Source organism: Pseudomonas sp. NPDC089534 (assembly GCF_044749305.1).
GTDB lineage: Bacteria > Pseudomonadota > Gammaproteobacteria > Pseudomonadales > Pseudomonadaceae > Aquipseudomonas > Aquipseudomonas ekonensis.
The window spans coordinates 26,773-46,262 of sequence record NZ_JBIVHR010000014.1; the positions used below are offsets into that span (position 1 = coordinate 26,773).

Below are 19,490 nucleotides of genomic sequence, written 5' to 3' on the forward strand. Positions count from 1 at the left end.
TGGCGGTGTGTCAGTCGGCATTGAAGTGACTGACACCGCCATCGCGAGCAGGCTCGCTCCCACATGGGCATTGCGTTTTACTTGTTAAGCAGTTCCAGGCGCTCGCGCACCGCCGCTTCGATCCCGGCCTCGTCCAGCCCGCACTCGGCGAGCATCTGCGCCGGTTTGGCGTGTTCGACGTAGATGTCCGGCAGGCCCAGGTGCAGGATCGACTTGAGCACGTTCTCGCGGGCGAGGAACTCGCTGACCGCGCTGCCGGCGCCGCCCATCACCGAGTTCTCCTCGATGGTCACCAGCAGGTCGTGGCCGGCGGCGGCTTCGCGCACCAGCGCTTCGTCCAGCGGCTTGACGAAGCGCATGTCGATGACCGTGGCGTCCAGCTTCTCGGCGACGTTCAGCGCCTCGGCCAGTTGCACGCCGAACACCAGCAAGGCGACCTTGCTGCCCTGGCGGCGCACCACGCCCTTGCCGATCTCGATCGGTTCCAGGTTCTTCTCGATGGGGGCGTTCGGGCCGGTGCCGCGCGGGTAGCGCACGGCCGCCGGGCCGTTGTACAGGTGGCCGGTGCTGAGCATCTTGCGCAGTTCGTTCTCGTCGCTCGGGGTCATGATGACCATGCCCGGGATGCAGCGCAGGTACGACAGGTCGAAGCTGCCGGCGTGGGTCGGGCCGTCTTCGCCCACCAGGCCCGCGCGGTCGATGGCGAACAGCACGTCGAGGTTCTGCACCGCCACGTCGTGGACCAGTTGGTCGTAGCCGCGCTGCAGGAACGTCGAGTAGATCGCCACCACCGGCTTGGCGCCTTCGCAGGCCATGCCGGCGGCGAGGGTCACGGCGTGCTGCTCGGCGATCGCCACGTCGAAGTAGCGCAGCGGGAAACGTTCGCTGAACGCCACCAGGTCCGAGCCTTCCTTCATCGCCGGGGTGATGCCCACCAGGCGCGGGTCGGCGGCGGCCATGTCGCACAGCCATTCGCCGAACACGCCGGAGTACTTCGGCCCGCCGGCCTTCTTCGGCGCAGCGGCCGGGGCGTCCAGCGGTTCGAGCTTGGTGATGGCGTGGTAGCCGATCGGGTCGACTTCCGCCGGGGCGAAGCCTTTGCCCTTCTTGGTGACCACGTGCAGGAACTGCGGGCCCTTCAGGTCGCGCATGTTGCGCAGGGTGGCGATCAGGGTCGGCAGGTCGTGGCCGTCGATCGGGCCGATGTAGTTCCAGCCCAGCTCTTCGAACAGGGTGCCGGGCACCAGCATGCCCTTGGCGTACTCTTCGGTGCGACGGGCGATCTCCCAGGCGCCGGGCAGGCGCGACAGCACTTTCTTGCTGCCTTCGCGCATGCTCGCGTAGGTGCGGCTGGAGAGGATCTTGGCCAGGTAGTTGGACAGGCCGCCGACGTTGCGCGAGATCGACATGTCGTTGTCGTTGAGGATCACCAGCATGTTGGCGTCCACTTCCGGCGCGTGGTTCAGCGCCTCGAAGGCCATGCCGGCGGTCAGCGCGCCGTCGCCGATCACGGCGATCGCCTTGCGGTCGCTGTTCTGCAGGCGGGCGGCGATGGCCATGCCCAGCGCGGCGCTGATCGAGGTGCTGGAGTGGCCGACGCCGAAGGTGTCGTACTCGCTCTCGGAGCGGCGCGGGAAGGCGGCGATGCCGTCCTTCTGGCGCAGGGTGCCCATGCGTTCGCGGCGGCCGGTGAGGATCTTGTGCGGATACGCCTGATGGCCGACGTCCCACACCAGCCGGTCGTCCGGGGTGTCGAACACGTAATGCAACGCGATGGTCAGCTCGATGACGCCCAGGCCGGCACCGAAATGCCCACCGGTCTGGCCGACCGTGTAGAGCAGTTCCAGGCGCAACTCATCGGCCAGGGTCTCCAGCTCGGCTTCGCCTAACCGGCGCAGGCCGTCCGGCGTGTTCGCGCGGTCGAGCAGGGGCGTGGTCGGGCGCTTGCGGGGAATCTCATGAAACGTCGTGGGCATCAGGCGAATCGTTATAGGTATAAAAGATGCGGCAGTTTACCTGATGCATCGCCCCCTGCCCACGCGTTGGTCCTTTTTGGCGGATCTGCCGTCAGTGGCGGCGCTCGACGATGTACCGGGCCAGGTCGCGCAGCGGCTCGGCGGCCGCGTCAAACGGTCGCAGCGCGTGCAGGGCCTGATCGCGCAGCTCCAGCGCATAGGCCTTGGCCGCGTCGAGGCCGAGCAGGGCCGGGTAGGTCGGCTTGTCGCGGGCGATGTCGGCGCCCTGGCGCTTGCCGAGGGTTTCGGTGTCGCTTTCGACGTCGAGGATGTCGTCCTGCACCTGGAACGCCAGGCCGATGGCCTGCGCATAAGTCTGCAGGGCCTTGAGCTCGTCCTTCTCGGCACGGCCGCTGGCCAGGGCGCCGAGCTTGACGCTGACCTCGATCAGCGCGCCGGTCTTGTGCCGGTGCATCTGCTCCAGGGCCTTCTGGTCGAGCTTGAGGCCCACCGAGCCGAGGTCGATGGCCTGGCCGCCGACCATGCCGGCCGGACCTGCTGCGTGGGCGAGGGCGGTGACCATCTGCAGGCGGATGTCGGCGGCCAGGTCACTCAGGCGCGGGTCGAGCAGGGCGCTGAACGCCAGGCTCTGCAGGCCGTCGCCGGCGAGGATCGCGCAGGCTTCGTCGTACTTCTTGTGGGTGGTGGGCTGGCCGCGGCGCAGGTCGTCGTCGTCCATCGCCGGCAAATCGTCGTGCACCAGCGAGTAGGCGTGGATCAGCTCCACCGCGCAGGCCGCGCCGTTGGCCTGCTCGGCCTTGCCGCCGAGGGCTTCGCACGCGGCGTAGGCCAGCAGCGGCCGCACGCGCTTGCCGCCGATCATCACGCTGTAGTGCATCGCCTCATACAGGCGCGCCAGTTCCGGCAGCGGGGCCTTGAACAGGATTTCCAGCGCCGCGTTGACCCGTGCCTGGCTGGTGGCCGAATACGCCGCGATCATTCCGGCTGATCCGCATCGAACGGGGCTTCGGCCAGTTCGCCGTCGCGCTCCAGCAGGATCTGCACCTTCTGCTCGGCCTGGGCCAGCGCCGCCTGGCAGTCGCGGGTCAGGCCGATGCCCTGCTCGAAGGCGGCCAGCGAGTCCTCCAGCGACAGTTCGCCGTTCTCCAGACGCTCCACCAGCGTTTGCAGGTCGGCGAGGGACTGTTCGAAATCCAGTGCAGCTTTTTTGCGGGCCATGGCGGCGGTTTCCGGTAGACGTTAAACCGGCGCGACACTAGCAGATAGGGGGGGCAGGGGCAAATGAGCGGGGCGTTCCCCGTGGCGAGGGAGCTTGCTTGCGCTGGGCTGCGCAGCCGTCCCGGGCGTGGTCGGAGCCAGCGCCGGATCGTTGGGTTCGGGGTCGCTTCGCAACCCGGCGGGAGCGAGCTCCCTCGCCACGGATTGATGTGCTTTGTCCGGGCATATCGTTATTCGGCTCATTTTGTGAGCCGAATAAGTCCGCTATTCGGCTCACGCACCGTAAATGTGCGTGATTCCCACCGCAAATCCAGATGTGTCCGATTGTTAAAAAACGGCCGAATCGTTAATCTTCGCGCCTTCTACGTCCCCGTTTTCAGGGGCTTTCAGACAAAACGCAGTGCGCGCCACTGTGAAGCGCCGAGGATCGGGCGCAAGGTTTCGTCAGGCATGGCAGGAGGCATCACATGCGTTCGTTTCTTTTGCTGCTGATCGGGTTGGCCTGCACGCCCGCGCTGCTGGCGGCGCCGAGCGCCGAATTGACGGAGCCCCAGGGCGGCTGGCGCTACCACGGCCTGCTCGACCGCACGGAAAACCCCCAGGTCGCCTATCCCACGCCGCCCATCGACCGCGGCATCCAGCGCAACCGCACGATGATCCAGGGCCAGCTCAAGGCCCTCGGCCACCAGCGCGGGCCGCACACCCTGGCGGTGAACGGCAATCCGCTGAACCTGTACACCGACGACGACGGGCGTTTCGCCCGGCCCTATGCCTTCGGCGCCGGCTCCAACAGCGTCGAGGTGCGCAGCGCCGAAGGCCAGTCGCTCAAGCGCGTCCAGTTCTATGAGGCCAACGACCTGCGCACGCCGGCGCGGATCCGCGTGGTGCTGGGCTGGGACGACCCCAAGGCCGAGCTCGACCTGCACATCGTCACGCCGGACGGCCAGCATGCCTTCTGGGCGCGCCCGGCCTTGAGCAACGGCGGCGGCCTGGATCCGGACGGCGTCGACGGCCCGGGCCCGGAAATGTTCACCATGACCGCGCCGCTGCACGGCACCTATCTGGTTTACGTCAACTATTGGGGCAACTTCGGCGACGGCGGCTATAACTTCGAGGAGGCCAGCAATCAGAACGAGGTGATCACCTCGCAGATCACGCTGGTGACCCAGGAAAACACCGTCGACGAAAAACGCGAAACGTTCATCGTGCCCCTGCGGGCGATCGGTGATCTGCTGCTGGTCAAGACTTTCAACTATTAAGCATCCCGTCCACGGATGAATCTCGGGTTTTGTGAACATGAGTGATAACGCTGCTTCTCCGGCCGTCCCGACACCGACCGGCCAACCTCCTCGGCGCTGGCCGCTGCTGCTGGCCGGGCTGTGCCTGGTGGCCGGCGTGGCGGGCGGCCTGGGCTGGCTGCTGCACAAGCCCAAGGCGCCGCCGGCGGAGCTGGCGAGCGACAAGCTGGGCATGAGCCGTCCTGACGCGCTGCTGGAGACCCGCTCCCTGAGCCAGTTGCCCAAGGACCTGTTGGCGGTGCCGTTCCTCAAGGCCACGCTCACCGAGGATTTCGTCTTCTATTACGAAAGCCATGCCGACCGCCTCGGCCTGATCGGCAGCCTGCGGCGGATCGTCTACGAACATGACCTGAAGCTGCAGGACAGCCTGATCGAGCAACTGTTCGACCAGCCGGCGGACGTGGCGCTGTGGCGCGGGGCCGATGGCCGGCTGAAGGATTTCCTGCTGGTGATGGATCGCGGCGGCCTGGCCAAGGTGCTGGAGCCGCTGGCGAAAGTGGCGCTGGACGACTCGCAGCTGGGTCAGTTGGGCGAGCTCAAGGTCGGCGGCGACACGGTGCCGCTGTATCAGCTCAGCTACAACGCCGGCAAATCGCTGCTGTTCGCCTCCCATGGCGACAAGTTGGTGGTGCTGTCCAACCCGGCCAAGTACTACGACCCGCAAAGCGGCGCGTCCGAGGAGTCGGGCCATGTGTCGCCCGAAGCGCTCGCGGCGCTGCTGGGCGGCCAGAAGCTGTTTCCCGAGGCCTTCGGCCTGCCGGCCAAGGCGCCGGAGATCAAGCAGCGCCTGTCGGTGAACGCCAGTGTGCTTGCGATGGGCTACCAGCGCTTCATCCCGAACTTCGCCGGCCTGCGCTTCGACATGGACGACAAGGGCTGGCACAGCTTCCTGGCCATGGACGAGCTCGACAATCAGCCGGACTTCGACTTCAAGCCGGTGTGGCAGGCCATGCCCCTGGGCGCCAGCGCCTGCGTGACCTTGCCGGTGGCCGCCGAACCGCAGAAGCCGCTGCTGGTGAAGCTCGGCGCCGAAGAGGCCGCTGCGCAAAAGCTCACCGAACACGTGGCCGGCGCGGCGGGGCTGTGCTGGTACGCCGATTCGCGGCTGTACACGCCGCTGCTGGTGGCCAGCCTGAACGACGGCGACAAGCTCGACGGCGACCTCGGTGCGCTGTTCGGTTCGATGGTCGGCGCCTATGAAGGCAACGTCGACGAACACGCGTTCCCGGTGGTGGAGAAGCAGGAAGGTCAGAGCCACCTGTGGCAGCGTCAGGTCAGCTCGAACTTCGGCCCCTATGCGGCCAAGGACGCCGAGAACCCCGACGCCATCACCGGCCGGGCCTTCATGAAGGTCAGCCTGGCGCGCCACGGCTCGACCCTGTTGTTCTCCCTCGACGACAAACTGGTCGACAAGGCCCTCGGCACCCTCGACAAGCGCTTCCCGCCGATGGCCGACGTGCTGCCCAAGGATGTGCTGATGCCGATCTACTTCGGCCCGGACGCGATCGCCCAACTGATGCAGCAGGAAACCCTCGACAGCCTGCCGCAGGACATGGAGCCGGTGTTCTACAACGCCGCGCAGACCTACCTGATCCCGAAACTGCGCACCCTCGGCGGCTACGGCAAATACGCCCTGACCCTGCCTGAAGGCAGCGAGCCCGACGGCCACTGGCAATGGCTGCCGCTGGAGTGGAAAGCACTGTGACCGGACTGATCCGCCGCCTCGGCCTGCTGGCGCTGCTGTTCTGCGCCCAGGCCGGCGCCATGGAAGCCCCTGCGCTCGATCCGCAGCAGTCCCAGGTGTTCCGCGCCTGGTTCGTGCGCATCGCCCAGGAACAGCTGAGCCAGGGCCCGAGCCCGCGCTGGTATCAGCAGGACTGCGCGGGGCTGGTGCGTTTCGCCGCCAACGAAGCGCTGAAGGTGCATGACGACAAGTGGTTGCGCAGCAACGGCCTGTCCAACCGCTACCTGCCGCCGGAGCTGGCGCTGAGCGCCGACCAGCGCAAGCTCGCCCAGCAGTGGCAGCAGGGCGGCGGCAAGGTCGGGCCCTACGTCAACGCGATCAAGCTGATCCAGTTCAACAGCCGCCTGGTGGGCCGCGACGTGTCGCAGGCGCGGCCGGGCGACCTCATGTTCTTCGATCAGGGCGACGACCAGCACCTGATGATCTGGATGGGCCGCTACATCGCCTACCACACCGGCACCACCACCCCAACCGACAACGGCATGCGCTCCGCAAGCCTGCAACAACTCATGACATGGAAGGACACCCGATGGATTCCCGACGCAGCCAACCCCAACTTCATCGGCGTCTATCGACTGAACTTTCTCTCCCAATGACCGGTGCCCGCATGCTGCGCATTTGCTCGAAAATCCCTCTGCTGCTGGCGCTGCTGCTGCCACTGGCGACCGTGAACGCCGAAGACACCGTGGCCCCGAGCGGCTACACGCCGGTGGCCGGCGAGAGTTTCTTCCTGCTGGCCGACAGCAGTTTCGCCAGCGACGAACAGGCGATGGTGCGCCTCGAAGCGCCGGGCCGCGACTATCGCCGTTTCCGCATGGAGCCCTACGGCGGCGCCGACATCCGGGTGTACCGGATCGACAAGCCGCTGGACTTCCTTAAGCGCCAGAAGAACCTGCACAGGGTGGTCAGCGACGGCCAGTTCAAGGGTGAGGGCCTGTCCAACACCTTGGCGTACCTGTGGGACAACTGGTACCGCAAGTCCCGCCGGGTGATGCAGCGGGCGTTCTCCTACGAGTCGCGCAAGCAGGTCACCGAGGAAGTGCCGGAGCTGAAGATGGGCAACGCCATCGCCGCGCCGACGCCGTATGACGCCCAGCCGCAGTTCGCCCTGATTCCGGGCTTGCCGGTGGTCACCCAGTTCCGTTACCCGCTGTGGCAGGCCAAGCCGATCCAGCCGCCGGAAGGGGTGAAGCTGGCCGGTTCGTCCAGCGAGTTCGTCAGCGTCGCGCCGGGCAACGTCTACATTCCGCTGGGCCAGCTGAAGCCGGGCCTGTACCTGGTCGAAGCGCTGGTGGGCAAGTACCGGGCGACCACCGTGGTGTTCGTCTCCAACACCGTGGCGGTGAGCAAGATAGCCGGCGACGAGCTGCTGGTGTGGGCGGCGCGCAAGCATGAAGGCAGTTCGGTGGCCAAGGCCAACGTGCTGTGGACCGACGGCCTGGGCGTGATGAGCAGCGGCGCCACCGATGCCGATGGATTGTTGCGCCTGAAGCACGTCAGCCCCGAGCGTTCGTTCGTGATCGGCGAAGACGAAGAGGGCGGGGTGTTCGTCTCCGAGAACTTCTACTACGACAGCGAAATCTACGACACCAAACTCTACGCGTTCACCGACCGGCCGCTGTACCGGCCGGGGGATTGGGTGTCGCTGAAGATCGTCGGCCGCGAGTTCAAGAACGCGCGGGACTCGGTGCCGCCGGGCGCGGCGGACGTCAGCGTCAGCGTGCTCGACGCCACCGGAACCGAACTGCAGACCCTCGACCTGAAGCTCGATTCGAAGGCCGGCACCCAGGGCCGCTTCCAGTTGCCGGACAACGCCGTGGCCGGCGGTTACGAGCTGCGCTTCAACTACAAGGACCAGGCCTACAGCAGCGCCTTCCGGGTGGCGGAGTACATCAAGCCGCACTTCGAGATCTCGCTGAACCTGGCCAAGCAGGATTACCGCACCGGCGAGCCGGTCAAGGGCAGCCTGGTGCTGCTCTACCCGGACGGCAAACCGGTGGCCAACGCCAAGCTGACCCTGAGCCTGCGGGCCCAGCAGCTGTCGATGGTCGACAATGAGCTGCAATACCTGGGGCAGTTCCCGGTGGAGCTGACCAGCACCGAACTGACCACCGACGGCAAAGGCAACGCGACCCTGGACCTGCCGGCCGCCGACAAGCCGAGCCGCTACATGCTCACCGTGTTCGCCAGCGACGGCGCGGCGTACCGGGTCAAGACCACCAAGGAAATCCTCATCGACCGGGGCGCGGCCAGTTTCCGCCTGAGCGCGCCGCAACGGTTCAGCGCGGCGGGCGACAAGGTCGCGTTCAGCTACGTCAACGAGGGCGGCAGCGAAGCGGCCAAGGCCGTGACGCCGAGCGGCTACAGCTGGGTGCGCCTGGAAGACCAGAGCACCGGCGAAGGCAAACTGGCGGCCAGCGACAAAGGCTTCAGCCTGGCCTTCGAGCGTCCGGGCACCTACAACCTGACGCTCAAGGACCAGCACGGCCGGGTGCTCGGCGCCACCGGCCATTCGGTGACCGGCGAAGGCGTGAAGGCGGTGCCGGGCACCGTGGAAATCGTCCTCGACAAACCCGAATACAAGGCCGGCGACGAAGCGCTGGCGCTGATCACCTTCCCGGAACCGGTCAGCGATGCGCTGCTGTCGCTGGAGCGCGACAAGGTCGAAGCCACCGCGCTGCTGGCCAAGGGCGGCGACTGGCTGAAGCTGGAAAAGCTCAGCGACACCCAGTACCGCGCGCGCATCCCGGTGAAGGACACCTTTGCGCCGAACATGACCTTCTCGGCGCTGTACACCAAGGGCGGTCAGTACAGCTTCCAGAACGCCGGGATCAAAGTGGCCGCGCCGCAGATCGACGTGGCGATCAGCACCGACAAGCCGGTGTACCTGCCGGGCGACACGGTCACGGTGGACCTGTCCACCCAGTTCGCCGGCAAAGCGGTGCCGGCGCACCTGACGGTCAGCGTCGTCGATGAAATGGTCTACGCGCTGCAGCCGGAGATCGCGCCGACCATCGACCAGTTCTTCTACCACCCGCGCCGCAACAACGTGCGCACCAGCGCCAGCCTGTCGTTCATCAGTTACGACGTGGCGCTGCCGGGCAGCCCCGGCGCACCGGGCAAGGCCAACCGCAGCGAGCGCGGCGTGAAGGTGCTGGAGCGTCCGCGCCGCGAAGACGTCGACACCGCCGCCTGGCAGCCGGAGCTGTTGACCGGCGCCGACGGCAAGGCCCGCTTCACCTTCAAGATGCCGGACTCGCTGACCCGTTGGCGCATCACCGCGCGGGTCATCGCCGATGACGGCCTGGTGGGGCAAAAGAAACAGTTCGTCCGTTCGGAAAAACCGCTGTACCTGAAGTGGAGCGGGCCCAGCACGTTCCGCAAGGGCGACCAGCCGCAACTGGGCGTGTTCGCCTTCAGCCAGGCCGAGAAACCGGTCAAGGCCGAACTGGTGACCCGTTACGCCGGCACTGAGCAGCGCCTGCCGGTGACCCTCGACAACGGCATCAACTACCTGCCGCTGCCGGCGTTTGCCCTGGCGTCCGGCGAGTGGACGGCGGAGCTGGTGCAGGACGGCAAGACCGCCGACTCCCTCGCCGTGCGCCTGACCGCGACCGGCGAAGGCTGGCAGGTCACCCAGACCCAAAGCCTGGACGTGGCCGCCGGCGACACGCCGCTGAGCCTGCCGGCGGACGCCACGGATATCCGCCTGCGCCTGGACGACAGCCCGCAAGCGCTGTTCCGCTCGGCCCTCGACGATCTGCTGAGCTACCCGTACGGCGGCGTCGAGCAGACCGCCAGCCGTCTGCTGCCGCTGAGCATCGCCTACCCGTCGCTGGCGTCGAGCCCGCAGGTTCGCGACCGCTTGCGCCTGATCATGCAGAACAGCCGCCTGCGCCTGGTGCAGATGGCCGGGCCGTCGGCGAGCTTCACCTGGTGGGGCTTCGACGGCGAGCCGGACGCGTTCCTGACCGCCTACGCCTACTACGCCGACTGGAACGCCAGTCGGGCGCTGGAGCTGACCCTGCCGCCGGAGCACTGGCAGCGGGTGCTGGAGGTCTACGCCAAGCAGGCGCCGAACACGCCGCTGCTGCAACGGGCGCTGATCCTGTCGTTCGCCCGGCAGATGCACTTGCCGGTCAACACCTTGCTCAGCGGCCTGATGGACGATTTGGCCAAGGCCGGCGAAGGCAATGCCGAGACCCTGATGGACGACGGCGAAGACAGCCTGGTGATGGACGATCCGGATTCGGCGCTGGGGCTGGCGGCGGCGCGGGTGCTGACCGCCGCGTTGGCGAAACAGGTGAGCGTCGCGTTGCCGGAGGCGTTCAACCGTCAGGTCGGAGCCGCCCAGCAACGGCTGGCGGTGAGTTCGCAGCCGTTCGCCGAAGCCCTGAACCTGTCGCAGCAGGCGTTCGATCAGGCGCGGGCCAAGGCCTTGCTGCAACGCCTGTTGCCGCAGCAATCGACCCTGGAGCGCGCCTTGGCGCTGACCTGGCTGCAGCGCAGCATCGAACAGGCGTCGCCGACCATTGCGTTGGCGCCGGGCGAAGGCTGGAAGAAGCAGTACGGTGCGAGCGGCGAGATGTTCTGGACCTGGCAGGGCGCCGCGCCGGTGCCGGCGGTGCTGTCGGTGTCCGGCACGCAGGAGCGTCCGCTGCGCGCGGCGTTGAGCTTCAAGACCGCGCAACCGGCGGTCGAGCCGATGGCCGTGACCGTCACCCGGCGCCTGTCACGCCTGGTGCCGGGCGACGAAGCGTTCACCTTCAAGCTGGAGCCGGTGGGCAACAAGCCATTGTCCAGCGACAGCCTGTACCTGGACGAAGTGATCCTCACCGGCAAGGCCGCCAGACCGCTGCGCTACGGCATGCTCGAAGTGCCGCTGCCGCCGGGCGCCGATGTCGAGCGCACCACCTGGGGCATCAAGCTGCAGGGCAAGGACGGCACCGAGCCGACCGCCCTGGAGAAGGCCCGCTTCGAACCGGGTCAACTGGCCTACGCGGTGCCGGTGGACGCCTTGAGCGGCGAACTGCGCCTGCGGCATCTGGTGCGCTTCTCGCAGAAGGGCCAGTTCAACCTGCCGCCGGTGCGTTTCACCCAGGTGTATGCGCCGCAGCATCAGGCCCAGGAGGCGAAAGCGGCCCTGGGTCAGGTCACGGTCAACTGACATGAGCCGGCCGCTGGTCTGGCTGCTGTTGTGTCTGGTTCCTGCGCTGGCGACGGCGCAGGATGAGCCGTTGCGCCTGGCCTACAAGGGCGAGCTGCTGTCGCTGAACCGCACGCAGCTGATCAACCGTGAGCCGTTGCCCGAGACGTTGCAGGCGCCGCTGGGCAGCCTGTGGAAACTGTTCGTCTACGCCTGGCTGGCGGACACCGGCGCCCGGGAACCGGCCTATGAATGCCGCGGGCAGTCGAAAGAGGAAGTCTACTGCTGCTCCGCCGGCGGCAAGGTCGAGCGCGATCAGGCGTTGGTGAAGTCCTGCGGGCTGTATTTCGAGCCGGCGCGGCTGGGCATCTCCGCTGCCGATTGGCGCGGTTACTGGCAGGCGCGCAACGCACCGGGATGGTTGCTGGACCTGCCGTCGGTGCAGCCGGCGCAACGGGTTCCGGTGGCCGAGCTGCTGCGGGTGCTGGCGTCCGTTCCCGCTCAGGCTCAGATGCGCCGGGTGCTGCTCGATGTGGTGCTGGGCGCGGCGGACGGCAATGTCGTCGGCGAGCTGGGCGGACGCTTGCGGGTGAAGACCTGGAGCTGGCTCGGCGATCAGGACGCGGCGTCGCGGCAGGGCGGGTTCGCCGGCTGGACGGCGGACGGTGCGCCGGTGTGGGCGGGCGGACGCGGCACCAGTCAGACGGTGCTGCGGCACTACGGGCAGGTGCTGGCTTCGGTGCTGCCGGCTCCGTGGCCGGCGGAGTCCGGGCGTTGCGTCGAAGTGGGGCTGTTTTCGCGCTACCCGCTTGCACGCGTGATGTCGGCTGGCCGCGCCGTGGCCTCCGGCCCGCTGCAGGGCGACTACCGCGTCGAGTTCGCCAACGGCAACGCGCTGGATATCCACAGCGCCGGCGAACTGTTCCTGCTCAACGACAGGCTGGTGGCGCGGCTGGACCGCGAAGAGTACGTCGCCCGCGTCCTCGACCGCGAAGCCAAGTCCGAGCCCGCCGAAGCCGCCAAGGCCCTGGCCGTGGCGATCCGCACCTACCTGCTGCAGAACGCCGCGCGCAGCGGCGAGTGCCTGAGCATCGACGACAGCAGCAACCGCCAGCGGGTCGCCCCGCGTCCGGCCTCCGCCGAGTCACGCGCGATCGCGGCGTGGACGGCGGATCTGGTGTTGGCCGGCAGCACCGTCACCTATCACTCCGACCAGCCGGGCCCGGACAGGCTCGCCTGGCAGCAGGCCGTCGAGCAGGCCAACGCCGGCCAGCGCTACGACGCGATCCTGCTGCACGCCTATCCGCGCGCCAGCCTCAGCCGCTGGGACAACCCGGTCGCCTCCTGCGAGGCGTTGCCCGCCGCCCAGGACTGGCTGCAGAAGCAGCGGCGCGGCTGGCGCCCGAGGCTGGAAGGCGAAACCGGCTACAACGAGGTCAGCACCTTTGCGGTCTGCAAGCTCGCGTTCGGGAGGCCGTTCGTCGACCGCGAACGCCAGCGCATCTACGTGCGCGGCGTCCTCACGCTGCAGGACCGCCTCGACCTGACCCACGAATACCTGCACCTGGCCTTTGAGGCACACCCCAACGGCCAGGACGAAACCTACATCGAAGGGCTTGCCCGTCACCTTTTGCTGGAATAGACCATGACACTCCGTTATCCACAGGTCTTGCTGTTGCTCTGTGCCTTCGCCGCGCTGTCGCCGGCGACGGCCGCCGACGGCGTCAAACTCGACACCCCGGTCGGCGGCTGGCGCACCGGTGCGCCGGAGGGCGAAGGCGAAAGCTTCCGCCAGACCGTCAACTACCCGGCCTCGTCGGTCAACACCCCGATCGGCCAGGCCAACACCGCACGCATCAGCGGCCAGATCAAGGCCGCGCCGAAGGACAACGCGCCCGGCCGGCTGATCGTCAACGGCGTCAGCATGCCGCTGAAGATCGATGACGCCGGCCGCTTCGACCGCCCGTTCTCCTTCCCCAACGGCAGCAACAGCGTCGAAGTCCGCAGCCCCGACGGCCAGCAGCGCCACCGCACCCAGTTCCTCAACGCCAACGGCGGCGCCACCCCGGCCAAACTGCGCGTGCTGCTGGCCTGGGACAGCGACGGCACCGACCTCGACCTGCACCTCGTCACACCGGACGGCGCCCACATCTGGTACGGCGCCCGCACCGCCCCCAACGGCGCCGCCCTCGACGTCGACGTCACCACCGGCTACGGCCCGGAAATCTTCGCCATGCCCGCACCGATCAAGGGCCAGTACCTGGTCTACGTGAACTACTACGGCGGCGGTTACCGCGGGGATGACGAAGGCGGCGACGAGGCCGTTCAGCCGTTGACCACGGCGCAGGTGACGGTGATCACCGAAGAGGGCACGCCGAGCGAGAAGATGGAGACGTTCGTGGTGCCGATGCGGGCGGTGGGGGAGCTGACGCTGGTGAAGTCGTTCAGTTATCCGTGAGGCTCAGGTACAGCTGACGCAGCGTCTGCACGCGGTTGCGCCCGCGGTCCTTGGCGCCGTACAACGCTTCGTCGGCTTCCGAGAGCAGGCGTGACAGTTCATAACCCGACTCCCGTGTCGTGACGACACCGATGCTGACGCTGAGCAGCCCCGGCGCCGGCATGGGCAAGCGCGAGAAGGCCAGCCGCATGCGCTCCGCCACCTGCACGGCGGTCTGCTCGTCACAGGCGCCCAGCAGGCAGGCGAACTCCTCGCCACCGATCCGGCCCGACACGTCTTGCTTGCGCAGGCTCTGGGCCATGACTTGGCTGAACGCAACCAGGGCCTGATCCCCTACGGGATGCCCATAAGTGTCGTTCAGGTTCTTGAAGTGATCCAGGTCGCAGAGCAGCAACGCCGCCGACTTTCCCCGCCGCTTGCTGTCGGCCAGCGTTTGCTCGGCGTGAAGCATGAAGGCGCGGCGGTTGCCGATGCCGGTCAGCGGGTCGGTCAAAGCAGCGGCCCTGAACTTCAGTTCGGCGCGTTCCTTCACCATCGCCAGCGTCATGTAGCCGATGCCGATGACGTACAGCATCGACTCGAACAGCATGAACGCAAAGAACTGCGCACCGCTGACCGTGCCCGATGCGGTGTGATCCGGTTTCAGGCCCTGATCGGTTGCGCTGCGCACGGCATAGAACGCGGTGTGCAGCAGGATCAGCACCAGCGCCGGCATGAACGCGACCTCCAGATGCTTGCGGCCGCGCCAGAACTCCAGCGCCGTGAGCACACCGTAACCGACCGTCAGCAGCGAATACGCCGTCACCCGGGCCGACATGTCGCCGTAGAAGGCAGGGATCAGGCACAGGGTCAGCCAGATGGCGGCCCCGGCCAACATGCCCGGAACCGAGGGCGAGCGCCCGACGAACACGCGGATCGCCGTCCAGTTCAGTGCTGCGCCGAGCAACAGAATGACGTTGCCGATCACGATCGGAATGAAGTCCATGCCGTGGTCGCGCCAGCTGACCAGCAACATGCCCAAGGTTGCCGACAACATCATGCCGCCCAGGTACGCCAGCGGCCGCTCGCGGGTTTCGCGGTGCCAGGCATGGAGCGTCAGCAGCCCCATCAAAAAGAACACGAAGACCGACACGGCCAGCAGGGTAGGGATGTGAAGCGCCATTCCTTGGGTTCCCTACGGGGCTCAGTACCGAAATCCGGTCGGTGGAGGGGGAGTCGTTGAGGTGTGCTGCAAGGGCGGGATTTAGCACCGAGGGGGGTGAGGTTGGCAAGTGGCGGGTTTGCCGAGAGGGAGGACGTTGAGGCGCTGGCTCGGGATTTTCCTGAGTCGGGCGCGTTGCTCCGGCCGCCGGAAACGGCCAAGCCAAATCGCAGGCATTAAAAAGCCGGCTTGTGGCCGGCTTCTCGGGGACTGGCTTGGCTTATTTTTGGTAAGCCGCGCCAGCCTTCAAAACGTACACCCGGATCTTGCGTCCGGCTGTGGGACTTGGTCAGACGTTGGTCTGCCGCGTCGTGCGTCATCCGGGCCGCTGGGCGGGCCGATGCGCTGAGGTGGGGCGCAGGATACTGAGTTTTGCCGGGGATGCCCAGCCCGAAGTGCGGAATAGAGCGATCCATTCGGGAGAAATCCGGCTTTTGTACGGATTTCCAGGGTCATCTTGCAGGGACGGTGTGCGCCGGGCGCTCAGAGGAACGGCACCACCGGCCGGCGCTTGTTCAGGGTCGACCACCAGAACACCCAGCCCAGCACGTGGATCCGCTGCTCCTCGATCTGGGCGGCGCGGAAGATCTCGTCCGGGTACTGGGCGCTGTTGTGGCTGCGCAGGCGCAGGGCGTTGCCGGGCATGCGGTGCAGGTATTTGATGCGCAGCATGCCGTCGTGCTCGATGGCGTAGATTTCGCCGTCCACCACCTGGGTGAGGCTGCGGTCGATGGCGAGGGCGGAGCCGTCTTCGATCTTCTCGGCCATGCTGTTGCCGACCATGTGGGCGCAGATGGCGTCGGTGTGCTTGATCTCAAGGGCGTCGAGGTGGCTGCGGGGCAGGCGGACGGTCTGGTCCGGGTCGCGGATGACGTGGGTCTTGCCGGAACCGGCGGCGGTGGGGACTTCCTTGTAGAGGGGCAAGGCGATGTCCAGGTGATCGACCACGGCGTAGACGCCGCGCAGGGCCTGGGCGTCGAGGGCGTCGGCAGCGTCGGGCGAGCGCACGCGGGTGGAGTCCTTCGGGCCTTCGCCGGTCTTGAGCCAGTCGCTGTTGACCGAGAGCAGGCGCGCGACTTCTTCCATGCGGTAGGCCGGTACGCCGCGGGTGTACCAGTTATGGATGTTTTGGGCTTCCGTGCCCCAGAACCTGGCGAATCCCGTGGTGGTGATGTTCGCAGCTTCCAGGAGTGCCTTGAATCGTGGACCGCTAGTGTTCTTTCTCATGAACACGGAGTCTACGGCCGTGCCAGAGCGGTTTGAATAAACCGGCTGTTCAAAATGGGCGGCAATTTAAGACTGGATGTAAAGCGCACTTTGGAGAATTTAAACAGCGCGCAACCGTGGCGGCCAATATTAAACATGTCGTTTAGTGGCGGTTTGACGGGCACAAAAAACCCCGGATCGACCGGGGTTTTCTTCAAGCGGTGCGCTTAGCCCTTGTAGGCGGCCACCGACTTGGTGATCGCGGCGCGGGCGGCGTCGGCGCCGTCCCAGCCTTCGATCTTGACCCACTTGCCCTTCTCCAGATCCTTGTAGTTCGCGAAGAAGTGCTCGATCTGCTGGATCAGCAGCGGAGGCAGGTCGGTGTATTCCTTCACGTCAACGTACAGCTGGGACAGCTTGTCGTGAGGAACGGCAACGACCTTGGCGTCGCCGCCGCCGTCGTCGGTCATGTTCAGGATGCCGACCGGACGGGCGCGGATCACCGAACCCGGCGCGACCGGGTAAGGGGTCACGACCAGCACGTCCAGGGGATCGCCGTCGTCGGCCAGGGTGTTCGGGATGTAACCGTAGTTGGCCGGGTAGAACATCGGGGTGGCCATGAAACGGTCAACGAACAGGCAGTCGCTGTCTTTGTCGATTTCGTATTTGATCGGCGCGTGGTTGGCCGGGATCTCGATCGCGACGTAGATGTCGTTCGGCAGGTCTTTGCCAGCCGGGATCTTGCTGTAGCTCATTGGGCGGTGCCCCCGTTAGTTGACCAAAAACACTTGGCCGGATTGACCAAAAAGTGGCGGCGATTATAGGCACATTCTGCCGCGGACGCCACGTGCCACCTTAGTCGTGGGCCTGATAGGCCGGGTCGTGCGCCTGAAGTCGCTGCAGCCTGGCCAGCGGATCCTGCCGGTAGAAAAGCCGCAGTTGCGCGTACACCTGTGGATAACTTTCGTGCAGCAGGTCCGGGGCGCTGAAAAAGTATTCGCTGGTGACCGCAAAGAACTCGGCCGGGTTCTCGGCGGCGTAGGGGTCGATGGCCGTTTCGGCGTCGGGGTTGCGGTCGAGCTGGCGGTTGAGGTCATCGTAGGCCGCCTGCATGACCGTCGCCCAGTCCTTGACCCGCATGTCGGCGTGCAGCGGCGGCAGGCCGTTGGCGTCGCCGTTGAGCATGTCGAGCTTGTGCGCCAGTTCGTGGATGACCAGGTTGTAGCCTTCCCAGCCGCCGCTGGACATCACGCCGGGCCAGGCCATGATCACCGGCCCGTGCTGCCAGGCTTCGCCGCTGTGCTCGGCGTCCCACTCGTGCTCCACGCCGGCGGCGTCGCGGTGGCGCTGGGGGCTGAGGAAGTCGTCGGGGTAGAGGATGATTTCGTGGAAGCCCCGGTACCAGTTCAGGTCGCCCAGGTGCAGCAGCGGCAACTGGGCCTGGACGGCGAGCAGCAGGCGCTGTTCCTGGTGCAGCTCGACGCCGGGCAGGGCGGTGAGGTGCTTGTCCTCAAGGAACAGCACGCAGGCCTCGCGCAGCCAGCGGTCCTCATCGGCGCTGATGCCGTCGAGGAAGCTCAGGTGATGGCGCACCCGTTGCCAGAGGTCGTCGGCGATCGGGTGCCTGGCCAGGGTGCGCCGGCGTCGCCAGGCGCTCAGCGACCACACGGGATCAGCGCGAAGCGGCTTTGGAGCCGGCGCCGCCGAGGCGGCTGCGCACCACGCCGATGATCATCGGCACCAGCGACAGCAGGATGATGCCGACCACCAGCAGCGACAGGTTTTTCTTGATGAACGGCACGTTGCCGAAGAAGTAGCCCAGGGTCACCAGGCCGCCGACCCACAGGATGGTGCCGAGGACGCTGAACGCGAAGAAACGCGGATACGGCATTTTCGCCACGCCGGCGACGAACGGCGCAAACGTGCGGATGATCGGCAGGAAGCGCGCCAGGGTCACGGTCTTGCCGCCGTGCTTGTCGTAGAAGTCGTGGGTCTGCTGCAGGTAGTCGCGGCGGAAGATTTTCGAGTTCGGGTTGCTGAACAGCCTTTCGCCCGCCGTTCGTCCGATCACGTAGTTGGTGCTGTCGCCCAGGATCGCCGCCAGCATCAGCAGACCGCCCAGCAGCACCGGATCCATGCCGCCGCCCGCCGCCACTGCGCCGGCGATGAACAGCAGGGAGTCGCCCGGCAGGAACGGCATCACCACCAGACCGGTTTCGCAGAAGATCACCAAGAACAGGATCGCGTAGATCCAGGTGCCGTAGTTGGTCACCAGCATGTCGAGGTAAACGTCGAGATGCAAAACCAGGTCGATCGGGTTGAAATCCATGTGGGCACCTGTGGTGATGGCCCGACTCGGCAGGCCTGTGCGGATGACTTCGCGAAAGGCTACACGCGGGTGTAGTTTTTCTTACAAGCCGGAAAGGTCTGGATTATACGGTTTGAGAGGTGAAAAGCGTGTTGGTTTTGTAGCGGGGAATGTCGGGGTGTGAGGAATTGTCAGGCAGGGGGCTGTGGCGAGGGAGCTTGCTCCCGCTCGAGTGCGCATGGCTGACAGACCGACGGGGCTGCTTCGCAACCCAGCGGGAGCAAGCTCCCTCGCCACAGGGATCGCAGATGAGAGGGCGCAAGGGTGCATTTGAGCGGGAGCCGGCTCCCTCACTAAAGGAGCCGGCTCCGTCATCGGTAGGCGCTCAGAGCTCGTCGCTGATCGGCAGCACGTAGTTCTTGAACTCGGTGTCTTCCTTGAAACCGATGGATTCGTAGGTTTTCTGCGCCACTTCGTTGTTGCTGCTGGTGGACACGCGCATGCGCACGGCCTGGGTGTCCTTGGCCATTTTCTTGGCCGTGCGGATCAGGTTGTCGGCCACCAGTTGCCGGCGGGCGTCCTCGGCGACGTAGATGTCGTTGAGGATCCACACGCGCTTGAGCGACAGCGAGGAAAAGCTCGGGTAGAGCTGGCAGAAGCCCATCAGTTTGCGGTCGTCGTCATCGGCCAGGGCCAGGTAGATCACCGACTCCTTGCGCCGCAGGCGCTTTTCCAGGAAGGCGCGGGACGAGTCCGGATAAGGCAGCGAGCCGTAGAACTCGCGGTATTTGACGAACAACGGGGTCAGCAGATCCAGGTGTTCGAGGGTCGCTTGGATAATCCGCATGGTAGGTCTCGTCCTTCAATTGGCTGTCTTCACGTGCGCTGACGGCAATGGGAAACCCGGGCGGCCGTGCGTCGATCCTGCCTCAAAC

The 19,490-nt window shown here is 66.4% G+C and carries 16 protein-coding genes; 6 read left to right on the forward strand and 10 right to left on the reverse strand.

Annotation, left to right across the window (positions count from 1 at the left end; genetic code table 11):
- Positions 1-77: 77 nt before the first annotated feature.
- The 3 genes from dxs to ACIP0B_RS06315 form a co-directional block, all read right to left on the reverse strand.
- Positions 78-1,976 carry a 1-deoxy-D-xylulose-5-phosphate synthase gene (dxs, locus tag ACIP0B_RS06305; RefSeq protein ID WP_400830563.1) on the reverse strand — a complete coding sequence of 633 codons (1,899 nt, stop codon included), beginning with the start codon at positions 1,974-1,976 and terminating at the stop codon, positions 78-80.
- A gap of 91 nt (positions 1,977-2,067) precedes the next feature.
- Positions 2,068-2,955, reverse strand: a complete 888-nt coding sequence (gene ispA / locus ACIP0B_RS06310) for a (2E,6E)-farnesyl diphosphate synthase (protein WP_400830565.1) — start codon at positions 2,953-2,955, stop codon at positions 2,068-2,070.
- Entirely contained in the window at positions 2,952-3,194 is a 243-nt protein-coding gene (locus ACIP0B_RS06315; protein ID WP_400830566.1) for an exodeoxyribonuclease VII small subunit, read from the reverse strand. Before ACIP0B_RS06315 ends, ispA begins: the two co-directional genes overlap by 4 nt.
- 467 nt (positions 3,195-3,661) lie before the next feature.
- On the opposite strand from ACIP0B_RS06315, the gene ACIP0B_RS06320 reads away from it, so the two are divergent.
- The 4 genes from ACIP0B_RS06320 to ACIP0B_RS06335 are packed head-to-tail and all read left to right on the forward strand — an operon-like array spanning position 3,662 to position 11,403.
- Complete coding sequence (locus ACIP0B_RS06320; RefSeq protein ID WP_400830568.1) at positions 3,662-4,453, forward strand: YfaP family protein; 792 nt, start codon at positions 3,662-3,664, stop codon at positions 4,451-4,453.
- 37 nt (positions 4,454-4,490) lie between these two features.
- Complete coding sequence (locus ACIP0B_RS06325; RefSeq protein ID WP_400830569.1) at positions 4,491-6,197, forward strand: DUF2138 domain-containing protein; 1,707 nt, start codon at positions 4,491-4,493, stop codon at positions 6,195-6,197.
- On the forward strand, positions 6,167-6,832 hold the full coding sequence (locus ACIP0B_RS06330) for a DUF1175 domain-containing protein (RefSeq protein WP_400830570.1): 666 nt from the start codon (positions 6,167-6,169) through the stop codon (positions 6,830-6,832). Before ACIP0B_RS06325 ends, ACIP0B_RS06330 begins: the two co-directional genes overlap by 31 nt.
- A complete protein-coding gene (locus ACIP0B_RS06335; RefSeq protein WP_400830572.1) occupies positions 6,829-11,403 on the forward strand; it encodes an alpha-2-macroglobulin family protein in 4,575 nt (1,524 codons plus the stop codon). The genes ACIP0B_RS06330 and ACIP0B_RS06335 overlap by 4 nt, the downstream gene beginning before the upstream one ends.
- Here the strand turns inward: ACIP0B_RS06335 and ACIP0B_RS06340 are convergent.
- Entirely contained in the window at positions 11,396-11,701 is a 306-nt protein-coding gene (locus ACIP0B_RS06340; protein WP_400830633.1) for a hypothetical protein, read from the reverse strand. The genes ACIP0B_RS06335 and ACIP0B_RS06340 overlap by 8 nt on opposite strands.
- Between ACIP0B_RS06340 and ACIP0B_RS06345 the strand changes: the two genes are divergently transcribed.
- Both ACIP0B_RS06345 and ACIP0B_RS06350 read left to right on the forward strand, forming a co-directional pair.
- On the forward strand, positions 11,600-13,024 hold the full coding sequence (locus tag ACIP0B_RS06345) for a DUF2300 domain-containing protein (protein WP_400830634.1): 1,425 nt from the start codon (positions 11,600-11,602) through the stop codon (positions 13,022-13,024). The two genes, ACIP0B_RS06340 and ACIP0B_RS06345, sit on opposite strands and share 102 nt — an antisense overlap.
- Positions 13,025-13,027: 3 nt before the next feature.
- Entirely contained in the window at positions 13,028-13,840 is an 813-nt protein-coding gene (locus ACIP0B_RS06350; RefSeq protein WP_400830574.1) for a YfaP family protein, read from the forward strand.
- Here ACIP0B_RS06350 and ACIP0B_RS06355 read toward each other — a convergent pair.
- The 6 genes from ACIP0B_RS06355 to ACIP0B_RS06380 form a co-directional block, all read right to left on the reverse strand.
- On the reverse strand, positions 13,827-15,002 hold the full coding sequence (locus ACIP0B_RS06355; RefSeq protein WP_400830576.1) for a diguanylate cyclase: 1,176 nt from the start codon (positions 15,000-15,002) through the stop codon (positions 13,827-13,829). The genes ACIP0B_RS06350 and ACIP0B_RS06355 overlap by 14 nt on opposite strands.
- A 522-nt stretch (positions 15,003-15,524) precedes the next feature.
- A complete protein-coding gene (locus ACIP0B_RS06360; protein WP_400830578.1) occupies positions 15,525-16,268 on the reverse strand; it encodes a helix-turn-helix transcriptional regulator in 744 nt (247 codons plus the stop codon).
- A 206-nt stretch (positions 16,269-16,474) separates the two neighbouring features.
- Positions 16,475-17,002, reverse strand: coding sequence for an inorganic diphosphatase (ppa, locus tag ACIP0B_RS06365; protein WP_085585933.1), 528 nt, complete (start codon positions 17,000-17,002; stop codon positions 16,475-16,477).
- A gap of 100 nt (positions 17,003-17,102) precedes the next feature.
- Positions 17,103-17,915 carry a zinc-dependent peptidase gene (locus ACIP0B_RS06370; protein ID WP_400830580.1) on the reverse strand — a complete coding sequence of 271 codons (813 nt, stop codon included), beginning with the start codon at positions 17,913-17,915 and terminating at the stop codon, positions 17,103-17,105.
- A gap of 4 nt (positions 17,916-17,919) precedes the next feature.
- Positions 17,920-18,576: a DedA family protein gene (locus tag ACIP0B_RS06375; RefSeq protein ID WP_400830582.1), complete on the reverse strand. Its 657-nt coding sequence runs from the start codon at positions 18,574-18,576 to the stop codon at positions 17,920-17,922.
- A 364-nt stretch (positions 18,577-18,940) separates the two neighbouring features.
- Positions 18,941-19,402 carry an N-acetyltransferase gene (locus ACIP0B_RS06380; protein ID WP_085585939.1) on the reverse strand — a complete coding sequence of 154 codons (462 nt, stop codon included), beginning with the start codon at positions 19,400-19,402 and terminating at the stop codon, positions 18,941-18,943.
- Between the last annotated feature and the right edge of the window lie 88 nt (positions 19,403-19,490).

What these genes read in the sequence shown, in the direction of transcription:
- dxs (WP_400830563.1), bottom strand. Translation starts at nt 1,976, where the DNA reads ATGCCCACGACGTTTCATGAGATTCCCCGCAAGCGCCCGACCACGCCC.
- ispA (WP_400830565.1), bottom strand. Translation starts at nt 2,955, where the DNA reads ATGATCGCGGCGTATTCGGCCACCAGCCAGGCACGGGTCAACGCGGCG.
- ACIP0B_RS06315 (WP_400830566.1), bottom strand. Translation starts at nt 3,194, where the DNA reads ATGGCCCGCAAAAAAGCTGCACTGGATTTCGAACAGTCCCTCGCCGAC.
- ACIP0B_RS06320 (WP_400830568.1), top strand. Translation starts at nt 3,662, where the DNA reads ATGCGTTCGTTTCTTTTGCTGCTGATCGGGTTGGCCTGCACGCCCGCG.
- ACIP0B_RS06325 (WP_400830569.1), top strand. Translation starts at nt 4,491, where the DNA reads ATGAGTGATAACGCTGCTTCTCCGGCCGTCCCGACACCGACCGGCCAA.
- ACIP0B_RS06330 (WP_400830570.1), top strand. Translation starts at nt 6,167, where the DNA reads ATGGCTGCCGCTGGAGTGGAAAGCACTGTGACCGGACTGATCCGCCGC.
- ACIP0B_RS06335 (WP_400830572.1), top strand. Translation starts at nt 6,829, where the DNA reads ATGACCGGTGCCCGCATGCTGCGCATTTGCTCGAAAATCCCTCTGCTG.
- ACIP0B_RS06350 (WP_400830574.1), top strand. Translation starts at nt 13,028, where the DNA reads ATGACACTCCGTTATCCACAGGTCTTGCTGTTGCTCTGTGCCTTCGCC.
- ACIP0B_RS06355 (WP_400830576.1), bottom strand. Translation starts at nt 15,002, where the DNA reads ATGGCGCTTCACATCCCTACCCTGCTGGCCGTGTCGGTCTTCGTGTTC.
- ACIP0B_RS06360 (WP_400830578.1), bottom strand. Translation starts at nt 16,268, where the DNA reads ATGAGAAAGAACACTAGCGGTCCACGATTCAAGGCACTCCTGGAAGCT.
- ppa (WP_085585933.1), bottom strand. Translation starts at nt 17,002, where the DNA reads ATGAGCTACAGCAAGATCCCGGCTGGCAAAGACCTGCCGAACGACATC.
- ACIP0B_RS06375 (WP_400830582.1), bottom strand. Translation starts at nt 18,576, where the DNA reads ATGGATTTCAACCCGATCGACCTGGTTTTGCATCTCGACGTTTACCTC.
- ACIP0B_RS06380 (WP_085585939.1), bottom strand. Translation starts at nt 19,402, where the DNA reads ATGCGGATTATCCAAGCGACCCTCGAACACCTGGATCTGCTGACCCCG.